Genomic DNA, 18,169 nt, shown 5'->3' with positions numbered 1-18,169 from the left:
CGATGCGGGACGTACGGCGTGAGGTGGCGGCGGTCGCGTTGGCGGCGGTCGTCGTCGTAGGGGCGGTCGGTTGCTCGGAGGAGGACGGGAGCAGCCCGTCGGACCTGGCGAGCAGGGTGGCGTCGGCCGCTTCGGACGCCGCGTCCACCGCCCAGCGGAAGCTGGACGACATCAAGGGCGGCGTCAACGCCAAGGACGCGGTACGGCTGGGCAGTACGGGCACCGACGGCGACGGGCGTACGACGGTGCCGGTGACGGCCGAGAACACCGAGGGGTCCCAGAAGTCCTTCGCGGTGCAGGTCAACTTCCGTGACGAGGGCGGAAATCTGCTCGACGCGGTCGTCGTGACCGTCTCCGACGTGCCCGCGGGGCAGTCCGGCGAGGCCACGGCGCGCAGCTCGCGGAAGCTGTCCGGCGAGGTGAAGGCCGAGGTGGGGGCGGCTCTGCGGCACTGACCCCGTGCTGGTGGGGGCCGGGGGATAGCCCCACCACTGGACACCGGCTCGCCGGATGGGAAGCAGGCGGCCGCTCAACCACCCTTGTCTCATGCGTACTTACACCTCAAAGGCCCTCCTTGTCGCTCTGTCCACCTCGGCCGTCGCCGCGACCCTGACCGCCGCCGCCCCGGCGCCTCGTGCCGCCGAAGGCACCACCACCCCGTCCCTCGCCTGGCGGGCGTGCGCCCAGCCGGGCGGGCCGGACGGTCAGGAGTGCGCCGAGTTGTCCGTACCGCTCGACTACCGCGATCCGGGCGGCCCGCAGGTCACCCTCGCCGCGACTCGGCTGCTGAGCGACCGGCCCGAGGCGCGCCGCGGGACGCTGCTGTTGATCCCTGGTGGGCCCGGTGGGTCGGGGGTGCGGATGCTGGGTCAGGAGGGCGCCGCGCTCCAGACGGAGACGGCGGGCGCGTACGACGTCGTCAGCCTTGACCCGCGCGGGGTGAGCGGCAACGGCAGTACGACGGCGAGCTGTGAGCTGGACGCGGATGACCGGCGGCTGGTGAACCTGCGGTCCTGGCCGGGTGCGGACGGTGAGATCGGCGCGAACGTTGCCCGGTCGCGGCGGCTCGCCGAGGCCTGCGACCGCCACGGAGGCGCCGTGCTGCGCAGCATCTCCACCGCGAACCAGGTGCGCGACATCGACCGTTTCCGGCAGGCGCTGGGCGAGGAGAAGCTGTCGGCCTGGGGGGTGTCGTACGGGACCTATGTGGGTGCCGTGTACGCGCAGAAGTACCCTCAGCACACCGACCGTTGGGTGCTGGACAGCAGCGGCGACCCCGACCCGAAGCGAGTGGCGCGGGGCTGGCTGGCGAACATGTCGGCGGGGGCGGAGGAGCGGTTCCCCGACTTCGCCGCGTGGGCGGCGGACCCGGCGCGGGAGGGGNGCCCCGCAGAAGTAGCACACCGACACGACCGTGATCCTCGCTGCCTGTGGGCCCGCTCGGCCTTCAACCGGGACGCGACGCGCTGAGAGCCTGTCTTTGAACCCCCGCCTGCGCCCCGACGCCCGGCACGCACCCTCGCCGCACGGCGCCGCAGGACAGCTCCGCCACATGACCTGCAACGCCGCGGGCCCGGCCGGTCGGATGGCGGCCCGGCGGCGTGCCGTCAGGTCAGCGCCAGCGGGACGTACTCGGAGAGCTCGCCCTGGTGCCGGGCCGCGTTCTGGGCCAGCCGGTGGGCGCCCAGTACGCCGGTGGCGCCGTCCAGGCCCACCCGGTGCACGGGGACGTTGATGTGGTCGCGGATGCGGACCGCGAGGCCCGGCAGCAGGGCACCGCGACCGCCGAGCAGCACCCCACGGTCCAGGACGTCGTGGGCGAGCTCGGCCGGGCTGTCCTCCAGCGCGGACTGGACCAGCCGGGCCACCTCGTCGCACACGGGTCCGGTCACCTCGGCGACCTCGTCGAGCGGCAGCCGCTGGGAGCGCGGCGACCGGTCGGTCAGGTCCTTGCCTCGTACGAGGATGTGGTCGTCGGCGCTGGTGAGAGCGCAGAGCCGGAGTTTGGCGGCCTCCGCGGCCTCGTCACCGGCGGTGAGGCCGTGCACGGTGCGCAGATGGCGGATCAGCGCCTGGTTCACGGACCGGCCGCCGCAGTCGCCGGTCCGGGCCAGCGTGGCGTGTCCCATGCTCATCATGCACACCGAGGTCCGCTCGACCCCCACGTCGACCAGCAGCGCCCCCGTGGGTTCGTGCACCGGAAGTCCCAGGCCCACCAGGTCGGCCAGGGACTTGGGTATCAGCCGCACCCGGCCCAGCCCGGCCTCGTGGCAGACCTCGGCCAGGGCCCGCCGCTCCAGGGGCGTCGCCTCGTCCGGGACGCACACGGCGGCGTAGCAGTCCTTGAGGGCGCGGAGCGGGCCGCTGTCGCAGAGGCTGGCGTACAGCAGCCGGGTGGCTATCTGCTGGTGGATCACGGCCCCGCGGGCGACGGGCTGCACGATGTCCACATGGGTGGGGGCGCGGCCGCGCATCGACAGGGCCGTGGTGCCCCGGGCCACCACGGTCCCCGAGCTGTTCACGGCGGCGACCGACGGCACCGAGGTCACCTGCTCCTCGTCGTCGACGCACAGGCGCAGGGCAGAGCTGCCCAGATCGAGTGCGAAGATCCGCTGTATTCGGCGCATGGGTCGCTCCCTTTGCTGCCTGCTCCCGCTGGTCAGGTCCCCGCCCGGATCGATCCTGGCACCCCGTGCGCACCTCGGCGAGCGCTGAGGTGCTTTGGGGTGGGTCCGGCGAGGGGCGGTACCGGCGGCCCCGCACCGATCGGCCGTACTCAGTCAGCGGGTCCGCCCGGTCCCGCCGAAGCTGGCCGTATGCGCATGTTCCTGGGAGAGATCAAGGACGCGGTACGGCCGCGGGCGGCCCTGCTGATGCTGGGCGTGCTGGCACTCGGGGTGCTGTTCATCGCCTCGTACGCCGGGGCTTTCCACAAGCCGCAGCCCAAGGACATCGCGTTCGGCGTGGTCGCTCCCGAGCAGGTGCGCGCGCAGGCGGTCGCCCGGTTGAAGCAACTGCCGGGTTCACCGCTCGACCCGCGCGCACTCGACTCCGAGCAGGCCGCCCGTGAGCAGCTGGAGGACCGGAAGATCTACGGTGCGCTGGTGGTCGACCCGACCGCCGACACCGACCGGCTGCTGCTCGCGAGCGGTGGCGGCGCGGCGGCGGCCGACGCGCTCACGGAGATCGTCGGGGAGGCGGAGGCGGCACAGCAGCGGACCGCCACGCCCGAGGACGTGTTCCCCGCGGACAACGGCGACGCGCGCGGCCTCTCGGCGTTCTACCTGGTGGTCGGCTGGTCCGTGGGCGGCTATCTGTGTGCCGCGATCCTCGCGGTCAGCTTCGGCGCGCGGCCCGCCAACCGGACGCGGGCGACGATCCGGCTGCTCGCCCTCGGTGTGTTCTCCGCGGCACTCGGCCTGCTCGGGTCCGTCGTCATCGGCCCGATCCTGGGCGCGCTGCCCGGCAGCGTGCTGGGGTTGTGGGGCCTGGGCGCGCTGGTGGTGTTCGCGGCCGGGGCCACCACCTTCGCCTTCCAGGGCATGGCCGGGATCGTCGGCATCGGCCTGACCGTGCTGGTCATCGTGATCGCGGGCAACCCCAGCGCGGGCGGCGCCTACCAGTACCCGCTGCTGCCACCGTTCTGGCGGGAGATCGGGCCCGCCCTGCCGCCGGGCGCTGGCACCTGGGCGGCGCGCTCCATCGCGTACTTCGACGGGCACGCGATGACCGGCCCGCTGCTGGTCCTGGCGGCCTGGTGCGCGGGTGGCGCGCTGGTGACCCTGCTGTTCTCGTCGCTGGGGAAGGGCCGGGACGCGGTCGAGGCCAGCGAGGTACGCCAGTGACGGCGCCGGGACCCGACACGCGCTGATGCGCCCCGGCGCGCGCTGACCGGGTCGGCGCGCGCTGACCGGGTCGGCTAGGCGACAGCCGTGACCGCCGTCAGCAGTACGGCGGAGTCCTCCAGGGCCGTCAGACCGTTCCGCTCCCTCGGCACGGGGCAGAGCTGCCCTGCCGAGAGCTCCGCGCCGTCGCCGTCGGCCGAGGTCAGCCGTACCCGGCCGCGCAGCACCTGCAGGCTCGCGGCCAGCGGGGTGTTGTGCTCGTCGAGCACGGTGCCCGCGGTCAGCGCGATCACGCTCTGGCGCAGGGCGCCGTCGTGTACGAGCAGGTGCGCACTGCGGCCGTGCTCGGCGGTCCGGGCCGCGGCGAGGTGCTCGTCGACGACAGCGGTGAGGTGTGCGACGGGGTCTCCCATGTGCTCGCTCCCTTGAACGATGAGGCGGCCGACTTACGGAACCAAGCCTTCCGCGTGTGCCGCAAGCCGCAACTCAGAGTTTGTCGTACAGGAGCCGTCAAGGGCGGCCAAACCGTCGTATGGGAGGCGTCAACGGCGATCGGAACAGGCCAGAAGTGGAGGTTTCCTCGGGGTGGCGGGTTCGCGTACCGGGGACCCGCCGGCGTGATCCCATTCCTTCACTTCATTCAGGAGCTCACGATGGCCGATGTGGCCTTCGTCGTCGCCACGGTCGCGGCATTCGCCCTGGTGGCCCTTATCGCCAAGGGGGTGGCGAGGCTGTGACCGTCGAGAACATCGTGGGCCTGATCGTCGCCGCCGCCCTGCTGGGCTACCTGGTCCTCGCCCTCGTCAACCCCGAGAGGTTCTGAGCGCCGACCATGAGCCCCGTACTTGCAGACGTGCTCCAGGTAGCCGCGCTCATCGCGGCGTTGGCCCTGGTGCATCGCCCACTCGGCGACTACATGGCGCGCGTCTACGCCTCCCCGAAGCACCTGCGCGTAGAGAAGCTGATGTACCGCGCGGTGGGCGCCAACCCCGACGCCCAGATGCGCTGGCCCGCCTATCTGCGGGCCGTCCTGGCGTTCTCTGCGGTGAGCGTCCTGTTCCTGTATCTGCTGATGCGGGTCCAGGACAAGCTGCCGCTGTCGCTGGGCTTCAAGCCGATCAGCCCGGACCAGGCGTTCAACACCGCGGTCTCCTTCACCTCCAACACCAACTGGCAGTCCTATTCGGGTGAGTCGGCGATGAGCCACGTCACCCAGACCATGGGCCTGGCCGTACAGAACTTCGTCTCGGCGGCGGTGGGCATCGCCGTCGCGGTCGCCCTGATCCGCGGCTTCGCCCGCACCCGTACCGGCGAACTGGGCAACTTCTGGGCCGACTTGGTGCGCGGTGTCGTACGCATCCTGATCCCGGTCTCGGTGATCGCGGCGATTCTGCTGGTCGCGGCCGGTGCCGTACAGAACTTCGGCGACATCCACCAGGTCACCACGCTCACCGGCGAGCAGCAGGCGATCAGTCCGGGCGCGGTCGCGTCCCAGGAGGCCATCAAGGACCTGGGAACCAACGGCGGCGGCTACTTCAACGCGAACTCCTCGCACCCCTTCGAGAACCCGAACGGCTTCTCCAACCTCCTGACGATCTTCCTGCTGCTGCTGATCCCGTTCTCGCTGCCGCGCACCTTCGGCACGATGGTCGGCAGCGTCCGGCAGGGGTACGCGATCGTCGCGGCCATGGGCGTCATCTGGTTCGCCGGAGTCGTCGCCGTGACCTGGGTCGAGTTCGCCCACCCCGGCTCGGTGTCGCAGCTGGCGGGCGGCGCGATGGAGGGCAAGGAGCAGCGCTTCGGCGAGGGCGGCTCGTCACTGTTCGCGGTCTCCACGACGATGACGTCGACCGGTTCGGTCAACTCCTTCCACGACTCTTACAGCGGGCTGTCCGGCGGCGTACTGCTGCTTGGCATGATGCTCGGCGAGATCGCGCCTGGCGGTGTCGGCTCCGGCCTCTACGGCATGCTGATCATGGCGGTCATCGCGGTGTTCATCGCGGGCCTGATGGTCGGCCGTACGCCCGAGTACCTGGGCAAGAAGATCGGCACCCGCGAGATCAAGCTCGCCGCCTGCTACATCCTCGTCACACCGGCGCTGGTGCTGATCGGCACGGCGGTGGCGATGGCGCTCGGCAAGGGCGAGTCGTCCATGACCAACGTGGGCGCGCACGGCTTCTCCGAGGTGCTGTACGCCTTCACCTCGGCGTCCAACAACAACGGCTCGGCGTTCGCGGGATTCGGCGCGGACACACCGTTCTTCAACACGGCGCTCGGGCTGTGTATGGCCGTCGGGCGGTTCCTGCCGATGGTGTTCGTCCTCGCGCTCGCGGGCTCGCTGGCCGAGCAGCGGCCGATCCCGGCGACCGCCGGCACTCTGCGGACCGAGAAGCCGCTGTTCACCGGGCTGTTGGTGGGGGCGATCCTGATCATCACCGGCCTGACGTTCTTCCCGGCGCTGGCGCTGGGCCCGCTCGCTGAAGGACTCGCGGCATGAGCACTGAGGTAACCGACGTACAGGTACAGCAGCCGTCCGACGGCGAACGGCGGGTCGGCTCCGGCCTCTTCGACCCGGGGCAGCTGATCAGATCACTCCCGGACGCGTTCCGGAAGCTGGACCCGCGGATCATGGTCAAGTCCCCGGTCATGTTCGTGGTGTTGACCGGTTCGGTCGCCACCACCGTGCTGGCGGTCGGCGACCCGGGCGACTGGTTCGGCTGGGCCATCGCGGCCTGGCTGTGGCTGACCGTACTCTTCGCCAACCTGGCGGAGGCGGTCGCCGAAGGCCGCGGCAAGGCGCAGGCCGACACCCTGCGCAAGGCCAGGACCGACACGGTGGCGCGGCGCCTGGTGGACGGCCGCGAGGAGCAGGTGCCCGGCACGGACCTGCGCGTCGGTGACCTGGTGGTGTGCGAGGCGGGCGATCTCATCCCCGGCGACGGAGACGTCGTCGAGGGCGTGGCCTCCGTCGACGAGTCGGCGATCACCGGCGAATCGGCCCCGGTCATCCGGGAGTCAGGCGGCGACCGCTCGGCCGTCACCGGCGGCACGAAGGTGCTGTCCGACCGCGTCACCATCAAGATCACCACCAAGCCCGGCGAGACCTTCATCGACCGGATGATCAACCTGGTGGAGGGCGCGTCCCGGCAGAAGACCCCCAACGAGATCGCGCTGAACATCCTCCTGGCCTCGCTCAGCATCGTCTTCCTCCTCGCGGTCGTCACCCTCAAGCCGTTCGCCGACTACGCGGGCGCGGGCGACCAGACGACCCTGGTCGTGCTGACCGCGCTGCTGGTCTGCCTGATCCCGACCACGATCGGCGCGCTGCTGTCCGCGATCGGTATCGCGGGCATGGACCGCCTGGTGCAGCGCAACGTCCTGGCCATGTCCGGCAGGGCGGTCGAGGCCGCCGGTGACGTCTCGACGCTCCTGCTCGACAAGACCGGCACCATCACCCTGGGCAACCGGCAGGCCGCCGAGTTCGTCCCGGTCAAGGGCACCACCGAGGCCGAACTCGCGGACGCCGCGCAGCTCTCCTCGCTGGCCGACGAGACGCCCGAGGGCCGCTCGATCGTCGTACTGGCGAAGGAGAAGTACGGCCTGCGCGAGCGCCACCAGGGCGAGTTGGCGCATGCGGAGTGGGTGCCCTTCACGGCCCAGACCCGTATGTCAGGGGTGGATGTGGACGGGCGCAAGGTCCGCAAGGGCGCGAGCGGTTCGGTCCTGGCCTGGGTGCGGGCGCGCGGCGGCACGGTCGCCGCCGACGCCGATGCGCTCGCCGACTCCATCGCCGAAGCGGGCGGTACGCCGCTGCTGGTCGCCGTCGACGACCACGAGGGCGCCCGCGTCCTGGGCGTCATCCACCTCAAGGACGTGGTGAAGCCGGGGATGCGCGAGCGGTTCGACGAACTGCGCCGGATGGGCATCAAGACCATCATGATCACCGGCGACAACCCGCTGACCGCCAAGGCGATCGCGCACGAGGCGGGGGTCGACGACTATCTGGCCGAGGCCACGCCCGAGGACAAGATGGCCCTGATCAAGCGTGAGCAGGCCGGGGGCAGGCTGGTCGCGATGACCGGCGACGGCACCAACGACGCCCCCGCGCTGGCCCAGGCGGACGTGGGTGTGGCCATGAACACCGGCACCTCGGCCGCCAAGGAGGCCGGGAACCTCGTGGACCTGGACTCCGACCCGACCAAGCTCATCGAGATCGTCGAGATCGGCAAACAACTCCTCATCACCCGAGGGGCGTTGACGACCTTCTCGATCGCCAACGACGTGGCGAAGTACTTCGCGATCATCCCGGCGATGTTCGCGGTGGCCTACCCGTCGCTGGACAAGCTCAACATCATGGGCCTTAGCTCGCCGGAGTCGGCGATCCTCTCCGCCGTCGTCTTCAACGCGCTGATCATCATCGCCCTGGTGCCGCTCGCCCTGAAGGGCGTCAGGTACCGGCCGATGAGCGCCGACCGGATGCTCCGGCGCAACCTCGCGGTCTACGGCCTGGGCGGCCTGATCGCCCCGTTCATCGGCATCAAGCTCATCGACCTGCTCATCTCCCTCTTCCCCGGGATCGGTTGACCCCCATGGCCCACTCCGCCGCATCGAACACCGGCCGACTCCTGCTGGCCGCGTTCCGAGCCCTGCTCGTCCTGACCGTGGTCACCGGCCTCGCCTACCCCCTGGCGGTGACCGGCATCGCCCAGGCGGCCTTCCCCGACCAGGCAGGCGGCTCGCTGGTCAAGGCCGACGGCAGGGAGGTCGGCTCCACGCTCGTCGGCCAGACCTTCAACCTCAAGGGCACGGACCGGCCGGACCCCAAGTGGTTCCAGCCGCGCCCGTCCGCGAGCGCCTACGACCCGCTGTCCACGGGTTCCAGCCAGCTCGGCGCCTCGGACCCGACCCTCCTCAAGACGGTCGCCAAGGCCAAGCGCCAGGTCGCGGCCTTCAACCAGGTGCCGGAGTCCGAGGTCCCCAAGGACGCGGTGACCGGCTCCGCGTCGGCCATCGACCCGCATATCTCACCGGAGTACGCGGCCATCCAGGTCAAGCGGGTAGCCCGCGAGAACGGCCTGACCGTGCCGCGGGTACGGAAGCTGGTCGACGCGCACACCGGCGGCCGTACGGCGGGCTTCCTGGGCGAGCCCCACGTGAACGTCCTGGAACTCAACATCGCCCTCCAGCGAGTGGCGGCGGCGGACTAGATCCCGGGCCTGGATCCCTGGACCAGGTCCCGGGACTGGATCCCGGGACCGGGTCCCCGGACTAGACCCCCCGGACCACCGCCACCGTGAACGGAGTCTCGGGCGTCCCCGGCCCCATCGGCCCACCCTTGTCGAACTGCGACCGTACGACGAGGGTGCGGCCGCGGTGCCGGACCAGGGTGGTCGGGATCTGCAGCGCCTCGTCGCCGACCCGGCGCTCCTGACGGGCCCGGGTCCCGTCGTACGAGAGCCGCCAACGGCTGATCTCCTGCGAGGCGTTGTGCGCCGCCCAGAGCCTGCCGTGCCGCAGTTCGAGGCCGTCGCCGTGGACCAGGTCGCCGCCGCTGAGGGCGACCCGGCGCACCTCGCGCGAGCGGAGATCGACACGTACGAGATCCCCGCCGGTCATGTCGACGGCCAGCAGGAAGCGCCCCGCGGGGTCGGCCACGATGCCGTTGAGCGTGAACGTGCCGACGGGCCGCGGATCGAGGTCGCCGCCGACGTCGACGTACGGGCGGAGCACGGAGCGCCCGCCACGGGCCAGCTGGTCAGGCGTGACGCGGTAGATCACCGCCCGGATCGAGTCGGTCAGATACGCGCTGCCGTCCGGCGCGATAGCGAGATCGTTGACGAAGAACGGCCGCTCCTGCTCCGCCCCCTCCGTCTCACCCTCCCCATCCTCCACATCAAAGCGAGCGAGCAGCCTGCGCGTGCGTACGTCGTACACCGCGACCCCCGCGGTGGAGTCGGTCACCCACAGCCGCCCCGCCCGGTCCACCTTCAGCCCGTTGGCGGTGTCCCGCCCGTCCGTGCCCGCGGGCAGGAACACGGTGGCGGTGCGCTGACCTGGGGTGATCCGGTAGACGGCGCCGGTGGTGTACGAGCCCACATAGAGGTCACCGGTCCGCTGATCGGCGGCGATGCCCTCGGGGTAGACGCGGTCGCCCGGCAGTTCGTGGGCGGTGGCGACGCGGTGGTGCGGTAATCCGGCTGGTTCTGCCACGGCGGGCGTCGCGGGCAGGGCGAGCCCGAGGGCCAGCAGGACCGCGGCCGGGCGGAGACGGAGGTGTGAGGCGAGCTGGGACACAGGTGCCTACCTTCTCTATAGCATGAGTCCTAACAATGAATCGACAACGAACACTAATTAGAACCCTAACTATCGTCAAGACCCTCACCTCCGTCATCGCCGTTACGATGCGCAGATGACGTCCATGCCCGCGTCCGAACGCCTCGGTGCCCATGTGAAGCGCGCCGAGCAGGCGCTCAACGCGACCAAGAACGCCGTGCTCAAGCCGGCGGGCGTGACCGTCGCCCAGTACGCGGCCCTGCTCTGCCTCGCCGAGAGCCCGGGCATCTCGGCCGCCGCACTGGCCCGCGCCTGCGGGGTCACCCCACCGACCATGAACACGGTCCTGAAGAACCTCCAGGAGCGCGGCCTGATCGCCCGCACCCCGCACGCCTGGCACAAGAACGTGCTGGAGACCCGGCTGACCGAAGAGGGCAAGGCCGTACTGTCCGACGCGGACGCCCGAGCGGTACGCGTCGAGCGCGCCTTGGCAGCCGAATTCACCGACGAGGAACGCGAGTCCCTGGTCGCCCTCCTGGGCCGCTGCACCACCCTGCTGGACGCCGTCCGCCCGGTCTAGCTCAAGCGTATTCTGGAGGACAACCCTCGCAATTCGACCTCCGGCGAGTGCTCGTACGGCAGGCGTGAGTTCGAGGGACGACCCCCGAGGGGCAGCGGGGATGCTGGCGGCCGCGCTCCGTCTGTGGCGCGGCCCCCCTGCTGTCGGATCTCGGCGACGCCGCCGTCCCGCCCCCGGCGACGGGGTACCCACTCACCAGGGTCAAGCGTCTGATCCGCCAACTCGCCACGGCACCCGCGAACCTTCATGTCGAGACACTCGTCGAAGGCCAAGGAGGAGGACCGCGAGGTACGTTGGAGCGGCTGCGGCCTGAACCGGCCGACATCCGGAAGGGGACGCATGTTCAACCCGCTCAAGGGTGGCCCGCCCCGGACCGCGCTGCGGCGCGTCGTGCTGCGGGCGCCCATCAGCCTCTACCGGATCGGACTCGGCGGCCTGCTGGGCCACCGGCTGGTGCTGCTCACGCACATCGGGCGCGTCAGTGGCCAGCCACGCAAGGTCGTACTGGAAGTGGTCGCCCAGGACGAACAACCCGGCAGCTATCTGATCGCCTCCGGATACGGCGAGCGCTCGCAGTGGCTCCGCAACGTCCTGGCGCAGCCCAGGGTTTGCTACCAGGTCGGCTGGCGGAAGTACGAGGGCACGGCGGTGCCGCTCCCGCCCGAGGAGTCGGGGCGCCGACTGGCCGAGTACGCCGAGCGGCACCCCCGGCTGGCCGCGAAACTGATGGACTCCCTCGGGCATGCGCCGCGGAGCAGCGCCGACTTCGCGGCCCTGGGCGCGGACCGGCGCGAGGGCGTACCGCTGATCAGGCTGAGCCCGCGCGGGCAGGCGCCCGACATGCCCTAGGCACGTATGCGGATGCCGCAGGTCAGCCGACCCGCCACAGGTCGCCAGCGGTCGCCTCGCCAGCGGTCGCAGAGGAGCGCGGAGCCTCCTAGGCTGGTTAGAGGGACCATCTGATCGGCGAGGCTGAGAGGAAGTGGTCGCACATGACTGGCCGAAGCCGCGGCGAAGTCGAGGCCGAGATCAAGGAAACCCTGGGTCTTGTGCCGCACTTCATGGCGGGCATCCCCGATGAACTGCTGGACGCCGAGTGGGAGATCTTCAAGAGGCTCGAACTCGGCGAGACGCTGATCCCGAACAAGTACAAGGAACTGATCGGGATCGCCCTGCATTCCGAGACGAAGTGCCGGTACTGCACGCTCTTCCACACCGAGGCGGCGAAGCTGTTCGGGGCCACGGACGAGGAGATCCAGGAAGCGGTCCACTACGCGAAGAACAGCCTCGGCTGGAGCGGCTATCTGAACGGCATGCGGGAGGACTACGACGGGTTCGCCCGGGAGCTGGAACAGATCAAGCAGTACCTGTCGTCAAAGGGTTGATGTCGAAGGGTTGAACATGCACCTGGAGTGGGCCCGGCCCGGTGTCCTGCGCGCCACCGCACACGCCTACGAGTTCGCCTCACTCGTCGCCGCCGGCCGCTACGTGGTCGAGTCCGCTCCCCCGGACATGCCCGAGGAGGCGCTGGCAGACCTGCGGCGGATTCTGGACGACTACGACGTACAGACGACGCGCCTGCAGAACGAGCACAAAGACCAGAACGACGTGGGTTGATGGCCTGCCCTACTCAGCGATGCGGATGAGCGCGAGCGTGATGTTGTCGGGGCCTCCGGCCTCGATGGCGGCGTGCCACAGTTCGAAGGCGGCTCGGCCGCCGTCGTGTACCCGCAGCAGACCGTCGATCGCCTCGTCGGGCACCGGGTCGGTCAGGCCGTCGCTGCACACCAGGTAGCGGTCGCCCGCGGACAGCTCGAAGGCCGCTATATGGGGGGTGACGGCGCTGAACAGGCGACTGCCGCCGAGCGTCTGCGTGACGAGGGACGTGGTGCGGTGTCCCGGCGCCGGCGGTGGGCTGTCGTCCACGCTCACCTGGCGCAACCCGTCCTGAGCCTCGTCCTGAGTCCCGTCCTGAGCCACGTAGAACACCTTGCTGTCACCGACGTTGAACACCAGCAGCGACTCCTCCCGCACGACGGCGCCCGCGACGGTGGTGCCCATCGAGGTCAGCTCCGGACGGCCGTCGGCGACCGAATACAGCGCGCGATTGCACAGGTCCAGAGCGTCGCCGAGGGCCTCCGTGTCACTCAGTGAGGGGCCGAGCGAGGCGAGCTGGCGTACGACCAGCGCACTGGCCACCTCGCCGGCCGGCTGCCCGCCGAGCCCGTCGGCGACCGCGACGACGAGCGGTCTGCCGAGGGGGAACAACAGCGTCTGGGGGTTCTCGGTCTCGGTCCCGCACATCGTCCATGGCCCGACGACCAGGCTGTCCTCGTTGTGCTCACGAACCAGCCCGACATGGCTCAGGGCAGTCACCGCTAGGTACGGCACCTCGATCTCCCGCCTCTCCGTGACGACAGGCGTGCCCCCTTGCCACCATTGTCGCGCGCCGGGGGCGAGGTCACCCTGGAGTAGGCGCGGGGCGGAACACACCGTCCGGGTCGTACCGGTGCCGTAGGCCGGTGAGGAGCGTGCGGGTGGCGGCGTCGTGCGCCTCGGGGAGCCGGTCGAGTGGGTGGAGGCGTTCCTGGGGGCCGCACCCCTCCCGGAGATCGCCGAGCCCGACCGGGAGCGGATCGCCTCAGAGGTCTCCGAGGAACTGACCCCCTGCGCGGCCAACGGGCTGGCGTTCCCCATCGCGGCGAATGTCGCGCTGGCCGCGGCGCGTTAGTCGTTGGCCGGTAGTCGCAGCCCCGTGCAGTTCCCGCGCCGCACCTGGTCCTTCGCGAACGCGGTCACGTACTCGCGCAGCAGCACGCGCCGCTCAGCGCGTTCGGCCGCCGTCGGGGGCTCGTACTTCTCGTGCTTCTCCCGGTGGGGGTAGTCGTAGCCCCAGTGCGCGGCGAATCCGGCCTTCTCGCCGTCGCACCGGGCGACGGCCCACGCCCTGTCCTCGGACAGCGCGGGCTTCCAGGCGGTGTCGCCCATCGGCAGCGGGTCGGGGCCCGAGCCCATCTCGCGCAGGTTCGTGCCCCAGTCACCCCGCCAGCTGGTGAGTTCGACGAGCAGTCTGCCCCGTCGCTTGCCGTCGACCCGGTACGCGTCTTCGCCGGACTCCCGCGGCGCGCGCAGGGTGCACCGTCCGACCACGCCGCCGTCGGCGATGGCGACGCGGACCTCCCCGTCGCGTGCTTCCGCCGGGACGCGGGCGGTGGCGAGAGCGTCGCAGGCGGTGCCCTTCGCCCGCGCGCGAGGCAGATACTCGCCCCTGTCGGGTACCGCCCCGTCCTTCGGCGCGGGCAGCGGCTCGCCACCGCAGCCGAGCTTCTCGGTCACCACGTTCGTCATGCGCACCGCGAGCCGCAGCATGGCCGCCTTCTCCTCGCGGCTCCTGGCCAAGTACGTCCAGGTGCCCACCAGCAGCCTGCGGTGTTCCGCAGCGGGTCCCTTGCCGCCGCGCGGGCACTTGGGCATGAGGAAGACGCGGCTGTTGTCGTCCTCGAAGCCGGGTAGCCCGCCCGGCAGCACGGCGCGCGGCGGATGGGACATGCCGACGAAGCGCAGCTCCTCGTCCCGGTCCGGCCCGTCCAGATAGGCGTCGACGGCGACCACGACCTTGCCCCGGTCGCTCGTCAGCACGCAGTGGTACTGGCCGAGGTCCTCGTCGAAGGACTCCCGCTCCTCGCCGAGCCGCGCGTCCGTCCGTACGGTCTCCAGATCGCCACCGGGCAGCTCGCCCCCGCACGCCTCACGCGCCAGCCACCAGTCCTTCACCGGCGCCCGGACCGAGAACCCGACAACGGCCAGCACCAGCACCGTACAGACGGAGCTCCACAGCAGCTTGCGATGCCGCCGCGCCCAGTCCTCCACCGGATCCCCCGCTCCCCCGTATGCCTCTTCATGTTCCTGCTTCTTCATGGCTGCCTAGCCCGCCCGCCAGACCGTCATCTCCCCGGTGACGAAGCTGATCCCGGCCTTCGGCAGCGCGGTCGACTTCACCTGGATCACGAACAGCGCGATGTCCCCGGAGGGGTGCTTGACGCAGATCTCGCTGCCGGCCGCCGCCGCGGCCAGCGGGAGGCGGCGGCTGTCGGCGCCGGTGAGGGCGAGACGGCACGAATCGAGGGTGGCCCCCGGCTTGCTGTACAGCAGGGTGATCACGCTGGTGTCGCTCTCCAGCGCGCAGCTGTGCTCCCCGCAGACGAAGCGGATGTCCCCCTTACGGTCCTTGCGTCTGACCGGCTCCTTGATGCTCAGCGAGTTCTTCTCGTCCAGCCACAGGACGGGGTACGGGGTCGCCTGAGGAGCCGTGGGCGCGGTCGCGGAGGGCCGTGACGCCTCCGGTGTCCGGCCACCGGACCCCGACTTCGGCGTGGATGCCGACGGGGATTCGGGTCCCGACCCCGACGACCGTGCGGACTCCGACGACCGTGTGGACCCCGACGACGGTGTGGGCGTCGCCGGACCAGGCGTCGACGACGCGTCCGCGGCCCAGTCGCTGAACCGGTCCGCCGCGTTCCTGACGCTCCACGTCAAGCCCGTCAGCAGCAGCGCCCCCGTCGTCACGACCGCGGCCGTGACCAGTGCGGTACGCCGCCTGCGCGCCCGCCGCTCGTCCGGCCCCGCGGGCAGCGGCCGTACGGGCGGCGACCATGCGGACCGCGGCCGTGCGACCAACGGCAGCGTGTGTACGGGGGTGGGGTCGGGGACCGGCGACGGGACCGTCACCTGCGGCCCCATGACCTCCCGCCAGACGGCCGGCCCCGCGCCCGCGTCGGCGTCCCCGCCCAGCCGCTGCCGACACCACGCGACGATCTCCGACAGGGTGGCCCGCTCCTCCGGGTCAGCGGCCAGGCACCGGGAGAGCAGCGGACGGAGCTGCTCGGGCAGCAGGGACAGGTCAGGGGCGGAGTGCACGATCCGGTAGAGCACGCTGACCGAGGGCCCGTCCCCGTACAGCGGCCTGCCCAGCGCCGCGAACGCCGCCGTCTGGCCCAGCGCGAAGACATCGGTCGCCGCGGTGATCTCACCCGCGGACGCCTGCTCGGGAGCCATGAACGAGGGCGTGCCGACGGCACTGCCGGTGGCGGTGTGCGAGGTGGCGTCAGAGGCCAGCGAGATGCCGAAGTCGATCACTCGCGGTCCGTCGGCGGCCAGCAGCACGTTCGACGGCTTCAGGTCCCGGTGCACGATTCCCGCACCGTGGATCGCCTGCAGCGCCTCGGCCACGCCCGCCACCAGCCACAGCACCGCGGGCACCGGCAGCGGTCCGCGCCGGGCGACGGCCTCCGCCAGGGACGGCCCGGGCACGTACAGCGTGGCCAGCCAGGGCGGTACGCCGTCCGCGTCGGCGTCGATCAGCTCGGCGGTGTACGCGCCCCTGACCCGCCGGGCCGCCTCCACCTCCCGGCGGAACCGCCGCCGGAAGTCCGGGTCGTCGGCCAGCTCCGGCCGTACCACCTTGATCGCCACAGGCCGGCCGCCCTGCGTGTGCGAGAGGTAGACCCGGCCCATGCCGCCCGCGCCGAGTCGCGCGGCGAGGCGGTATCCGCCCACCAGGAGCGGATCGTCCGCCTGCAGCGGCTGGAACACCTCAGTCGCGTGGTTCATCGGCCCGTTTCCCCCTGTTTTGCCGTCCCCCTGATCCCCTGGTCGACTGATGCGCTGACCAGCGGGAGCAGCAGCAGCCTAAGTGGCCGGGTCTGGGCGCCAGTCGGAGGGGGACGCGAGCAGCCGGGTGCGAGGATCCGGCGCGCGGACCCCGGGCGGCCGCTGCCGCGCTGGCACCGGCACCTGCCCGGTGGGAGGCTTGAAGGAGAGGTCGCCTGGGCGAGGAGTGACCTGTGAACGCAGCCGCCGCAGCCGTACCACTGGACGGGACAGCCTTCCAGGAGCTGGAGCGTTCCTTCTCCGGTCGGCTGGTCCGCTCCGGCGACCTGGCCTACGACGAGGCCCGGAAGATCTGGAACGGCTCGATCAGCAAGTTTCCCGCCCTCATCGCGTACTGCACCGGTGTCGCCGACGTCGTCGCGGCCTTGCGGTGTGCGGCGAACACTGGGCTGCCTGTCGCCGTGCGGAGCGGGGGCCACAGTTTCCCCGGGCAGTCGCTGTGTGAGGGCGGGCTCGTCATCGACCTGTCGGAGATGAACGGCATCCGCGTGGATCCGGAGAACCGCACGGTCAGGGCCCAGGCCGGGGTGCTGCTCGGGGCGCTCGACCGGGAGACGCAGCACTTCGGCATGGCCGTACCCTCCGGGATCGTGACGCACACCGGCCTCGCCGGGCTGACACTCGGCGGCGGTATCGGCTGGCTGATGCGCAAGTACGGGCTCACGGTCGACCAGCTGCTGTCGGTCGACATGGTCACCGCGGACGGCACCTTCGTCACGGCGAGCGAGGCCCGCGAACCCGAACTGTTCTGGGCCGTGCGCGGCGCGGGAAGTAACTTCGGCGTGGTCACGGAGTTCGAGTTCCGGCTCAACCCGGTAGGTCCCACGGTGGTCGCCGGACCGATCCTGTGGCCCATGGAGGAGGCGCCGAGCGTCCTGCGCTTCTACCGGGACTGGATCACCGACGTGCCGGACGAGCTGACGACGGTCGTCGTCCACCGCAAGGCCCCGCCACTCGCGGCCATCCCGCCGGAGCTGCACGGCACGCCCGTCGTCGCCGTGATCTGCTGCTACGCCGGGGACGTCGAGGCCGGTGAGGAGGTCCTACGGCCGCTGCGGGCCTTCGGGAAGCCGCTTCTCGACCTGTGTGCGCCCAAGCCCTTCGTACAGCATCAGTCCATGTTCGATCCGTCCTTCCGGCCCGGGTGGTGGTACTACTTCCGGGCCTGCGACATCGACCGGCTCACCGACGAGGTCATCGACATCACCGCAGAGCGCTCCCTGCGGATCGCCTCGCCGCTCTCGACCTGCGTGATCTTCCAGCTGGGCGGTGCCGTCGCCCGAGTCGGCGAGGACGAGACCGCGGTCGGTGGCCGCGGCACCGGCCACACCTTCAACATCAACGGCAACCGCGAGACCGCCGGCGGCTTTGCCGAGGAGCGCCAGTGGGTGCGCGACACCTGGTCCGCGCTGGAGCCCTACCACGCCGGTGTCTACGTCAACTTCCTCATGGACGAGGGCGCGGAGCGCGTCCAGCAGGCGTACGGGGCTGGCAAGCTCCGCCGGCTGCGCGAGCTCAAGCGGCGCTACGACCCCGCCAATGTCTTCCGCTCCAACCAGAACATCGCTCCGGCGGGCTGAAGGTCACCAGGTCATGCAGGTGGGCGGTTGCCGAGGGCGGCGGCGAGGAGGGCGCCCAGGTGGTCGGCTTCCGGCAGCAGCGTGGCTTCGATCTGGTCGTCGGTGCGGCCGGCCAGCGTGAGTTCCTGGATACGCCGGAACAGCAGACGGTCGGCCGCGGCGATCAGGGCGGCGTCGGCCCGCGGCGCGATGGCCAGGGCGGGGGCTGGGGCGGTGTCCGG

General features: G+C 71.2%; 19 protein-coding genes and 1 pseudogene. 13 read left to right on the top strand and 7 right to left on the bottom strand.

The features are described 5' to 3' along the window. Positions 1–2: 2 nt before the first annotated feature. Positions 3–455 carry an FxLYD domain-containing protein gene (locus U9R90_RS16370; protein WP_411057177.1) on the top strand — a complete coding sequence of 151 codons (453 nt, stop codon included), beginning with the start codon at positions 3–5 and terminating at the stop codon, positions 453–455. Between the two features lie 91 nt (positions 456–546). Next, positions 547–1,470 (top strand): alpha/beta fold hydrolase, encoded by a 924-nt coding sequence (locus U9R90_RS16365; RefSeq protein WP_411057176.1) that lies wholly within the window; start codon positions 547–549, stop codon positions 1,468–1,470. 137 nt (positions 1,471–1,607) lie between these two features. Here U9R90_RS16365 and U9R90_RS16360 read toward each other — a convergent pair whose 3' ends face one another. After that, positions 1,608–2,627: a rod shape-determining protein gene (locus tag U9R90_RS16360; protein ID WP_411057175.1), complete on the bottom strand. Its 1,020-nt coding sequence runs from the start codon at positions 2,625–2,627 to the stop codon at positions 1,608–1,610. A gap of 189 nt (positions 2,628–2,816) precedes the next feature. Here U9R90_RS16360 and U9R90_RS16355 point away from each other — a divergent pair, with 189 nt between their 5' ends. Continuing rightward, complete coding sequence (locus U9R90_RS16355) at positions 2,817–3,845, top strand: DUF3533 domain-containing protein (protein ID WP_411057174.1); 1,029 nt, start codon at positions 2,817–2,819, stop codon at positions 3,843–3,845. Positions 3,846–3,919: 74 nt separating this feature from the next. On the opposite strand, the gene U9R90_RS16350 is transcribed toward U9R90_RS16355, so the two are convergent. Next, on the bottom strand, positions 3,920–4,258 hold the full coding sequence (locus tag U9R90_RS16350) for a cupin (RefSeq protein WP_411057173.1): 339 nt from the start codon (positions 4,256–4,258) through the stop codon (positions 3,920–3,922). A gap of 320 nt (positions 4,259–4,578) precedes the next feature. Between U9R90_RS16350 and kdpF the strand changes: the two genes are divergently transcribed. From kdpF to kdpC, 4 genes are read left to right on the top strand one after another with little or no spacing between them, the layout of a single operon-like run. Beyond that, positions 4,579–4,668 carry a K(+)-transporting ATPase subunit F gene (gene kdpF / locus U9R90_RS16345; protein ID WP_411057172.1) on the top strand — a complete coding sequence of 30 codons (90 nt, stop codon included), beginning with the start codon at positions 4,579–4,581 and terminating at the stop codon, positions 4,666–4,668. Positions 4,669–4,677: 9 nt separating this feature from the next. Beyond that, positions 4,678–6,342, top strand: coding sequence for a potassium-transporting ATPase subunit KdpA (kdpA, locus tag U9R90_RS16340; RefSeq protein ID WP_411057171.1), 1,665 nt, complete (start codon positions 4,678–4,680; stop codon positions 6,340–6,342). Further along, on the top strand, positions 6,339–8,429 hold the full coding sequence (kdpB, locus tag U9R90_RS16335) for a potassium-transporting ATPase subunit KdpB (RefSeq protein WP_411057170.1): 2,091 nt from the start codon (positions 6,339–6,341) through the stop codon (positions 8,427–8,429). The genes kdpA and kdpB overlap by 4 nt, the downstream gene beginning before the upstream one ends. A gap of 5 nt (positions 8,430–8,434) precedes the next feature. Next, on the top strand, positions 8,435–9,052 hold the full coding sequence (gene kdpC / locus U9R90_RS16330; protein WP_411057169.1) for a potassium-transporting ATPase subunit KdpC: 618 nt from the start codon (positions 8,435–8,437) through the stop codon (positions 9,050–9,052). Between the two features lie 61 nt (positions 9,053–9,113). On the opposite strand, the gene U9R90_RS16325 is transcribed toward kdpC, so the two are convergent. Then, positions 9,114–10,139: an SMP-30/gluconolactonase/LRE family protein gene (locus U9R90_RS16325; protein ID WP_411057168.1), complete on the bottom strand. Its 1,026-nt coding sequence runs from the start codon at positions 10,137–10,139 to the stop codon at positions 9,114–9,116. 115 nt (positions 10,140–10,254) lie between these two features. On the opposite strand from U9R90_RS16325, the gene U9R90_RS16320 reads away from it, so the two are divergent. The 4 genes from U9R90_RS16320 (at position 10,255) to U9R90_RS16305 (ending at position 12,315) form a co-directional block, all read left to right on the top strand. Then, on the top strand, positions 10,255–10,698 hold the full coding sequence (locus tag U9R90_RS16320) for a MarR family winged helix-turn-helix transcriptional regulator (protein WP_411057167.1): 444 nt from the start codon (positions 10,255–10,257) through the stop codon (positions 10,696–10,698). A gap of 339 nt (positions 10,699–11,037) precedes the next feature. Then, positions 11,038–11,547, top strand: coding sequence for a nitroreductase family deazaflavin-dependent oxidoreductase (locus tag U9R90_RS16315; RefSeq protein WP_411057166.1), 510 nt, complete (start codon positions 11,038–11,040; stop codon positions 11,545–11,547). Positions 11,548–11,690: 143 nt separating this feature from the next. Next, positions 11,691–12,083 carry a carboxymuconolactone decarboxylase family protein gene (locus U9R90_RS16310; protein WP_411057165.1) on the top strand — a complete coding sequence of 131 codons (393 nt, stop codon included), beginning with the start codon at positions 11,691–11,693 and terminating at the stop codon, positions 12,081–12,083. 16 nt (positions 12,084–12,099) lie between these two features. Then, on the top strand, positions 12,100–12,315 hold the full coding sequence (locus U9R90_RS16305) for a hypothetical protein (protein WP_411057164.1): 216 nt from the start codon (positions 12,100–12,102) through the stop codon (positions 12,313–12,315). Between the two features lie 9 nt (positions 12,316–12,324). Here the strand turns inward: U9R90_RS16305 and U9R90_RS16300 are convergent, their stop codons facing one another. Continuing rightward, positions 12,325–13,089 carry a PP2C family protein-serine/threonine phosphatase gene (locus U9R90_RS16300; protein ID WP_411057163.1) on the bottom strand — a complete coding sequence of 255 codons (765 nt, stop codon included), beginning with the start codon at positions 13,087–13,089 and terminating at the stop codon, positions 12,325–12,327. Positions 13,090–13,246: 157 nt separating this feature from the next. Here U9R90_RS16300 and U9R90_RS16295 point away from each other — a divergent pair, with 157 nt between their 5' ends. After that, on the top strand, positions 13,247–13,429 hold the full coding sequence (locus U9R90_RS16295) for a hypothetical protein (protein WP_411057162.1): 183 nt from the start codon (positions 13,247–13,249) through the stop codon (positions 13,427–13,429). Here U9R90_RS16295 and U9R90_RS16290 read toward each other — a convergent pair. Continuing rightward, positions 13,426–14,616 (bottom strand): hypothetical protein, encoded by a 1,191-nt coding sequence (locus U9R90_RS16290; protein ID WP_411057161.1) that lies wholly within the window; start codon positions 14,614–14,616, stop codon positions 13,426–13,428. The genes U9R90_RS16295 and U9R90_RS16290 overlap by 4 nt on opposite strands. Positions 14,617–14,622: 6 nt before the next feature. Then, on the bottom strand, positions 14,623–16,308 hold the full coding sequence (locus U9R90_RS16285) for a serine/threonine-protein kinase (protein ID WP_411057160.1): 1,686 nt from the start codon (positions 16,306–16,308) through the stop codon (positions 14,623–14,625). Positions 16,309–16,541: 233 nt separating this feature from the next. On the opposite strand from U9R90_RS16285, the gene U9R90_RS16280 reads away from it, so the two are divergent. After that, positions 16,542–17,948, top strand: a complete 1,407-nt coding sequence (locus U9R90_RS16280) for an FAD-binding oxidoreductase (RefSeq protein ID WP_411057159.1) — start codon at positions 16,542–16,544, stop codon at positions 17,946–17,948. An 11-nt stretch (positions 17,949–17,959) separates the two neighbouring features. Here U9R90_RS16280 and U9R90_RS16275 read toward each other — a convergent pair. After that, positions 17,960–18,169: pseudogene (locus tag U9R90_RS16275) on the bottom strand (TetR family transcriptional regulator); the annotation flags it as partial.

It is taken from the genome of Streptomyces sp. E11-3, assembly GCF_046540415.1.
Taxonomy (GTDB): domain Bacteria; phylum Actinomycetota; class Actinomycetes; order Streptomycetales; family Streptomycetaceae; genus Streptomyces.
This window is presented reverse-complemented; position numbering and strand designations above follow the sequence as displayed.

Coding starts and splice junctions, on each gene's coding strand:
- U9R90_RS16370 (WP_411057177.1), top strand. CDS start 3: ATGCGGGACGTACGGCGTGAGGTGGCGGCGGTCGCGTTGGCGGCGGTC.
- U9R90_RS16360 (WP_411057175.1), bottom strand. CDS start 2,627: ATGCGCCGAATACAGCGGATCTTCGCACTCGATCTGGGCAGCTCTGCC.
- U9R90_RS16355 (WP_411057174.1), top strand. CDS start 2,817: ATGCGCATGTTCCTGGGAGAGATCAAGGACGCGGTACGGCCGCGGGCG.
- U9R90_RS16350 (WP_411057173.1), bottom strand. CDS start 4,258: ATGGGAGACCCCGTCGCACACCTCACCGCTGTCGTCGACGAGCACCTC.
- kdpA (WP_411057171.1), top strand. CDS start 4,678: ATGAGCCCCGTACTTGCAGACGTGCTCCAGGTAGCCGCGCTCATCGCG.
- kdpB (WP_411057170.1), top strand. CDS start 6,339: ATGAGCACTGAGGTAACCGACGTACAGGTACAGCAGCCGTCCGACGGC.
- kdpC (WP_411057169.1), top strand. CDS start 8,435: ATGGCCCACTCCGCCGCATCGAACACCGGCCGACTCCTGCTGGCCGCG.
- U9R90_RS16320 (WP_411057167.1), top strand. CDS start 10,255: ATGACGTCCATGCCCGCGTCCGAACGCCTCGGTGCCCATGTGAAGCGC.
- U9R90_RS16315 (WP_411057166.1), top strand. CDS start 11,038: ATGTTCAACCCGCTCAAGGGTGGCCCGCCCCGGACCGCGCTGCGGCGC.
- U9R90_RS16310 (WP_411057165.1), top strand. CDS start 11,691: ATGACTGGCCGAAGCCGCGGCGAAGTCGAGGCCGAGATCAAGGAAACC.
- U9R90_RS16305 (WP_411057164.1), top strand. CDS start 12,100: ATGCACCTGGAGTGGGCCCGGCCCGGTGTCCTGCGCGCCACCGCACAC.
- U9R90_RS16290 (WP_411057161.1), bottom strand. CDS start 14,616: ATGAAGAAGCAGGAACATGAAGAGGCATACGGGGGAGCGGGGGATCCG.
- U9R90_RS16285 (WP_411057160.1), bottom strand. CDS start 16,308: ATGAACCACGCGACTGAGGTGTTCCAGCCGCTGCAGGCGGACGATCCG.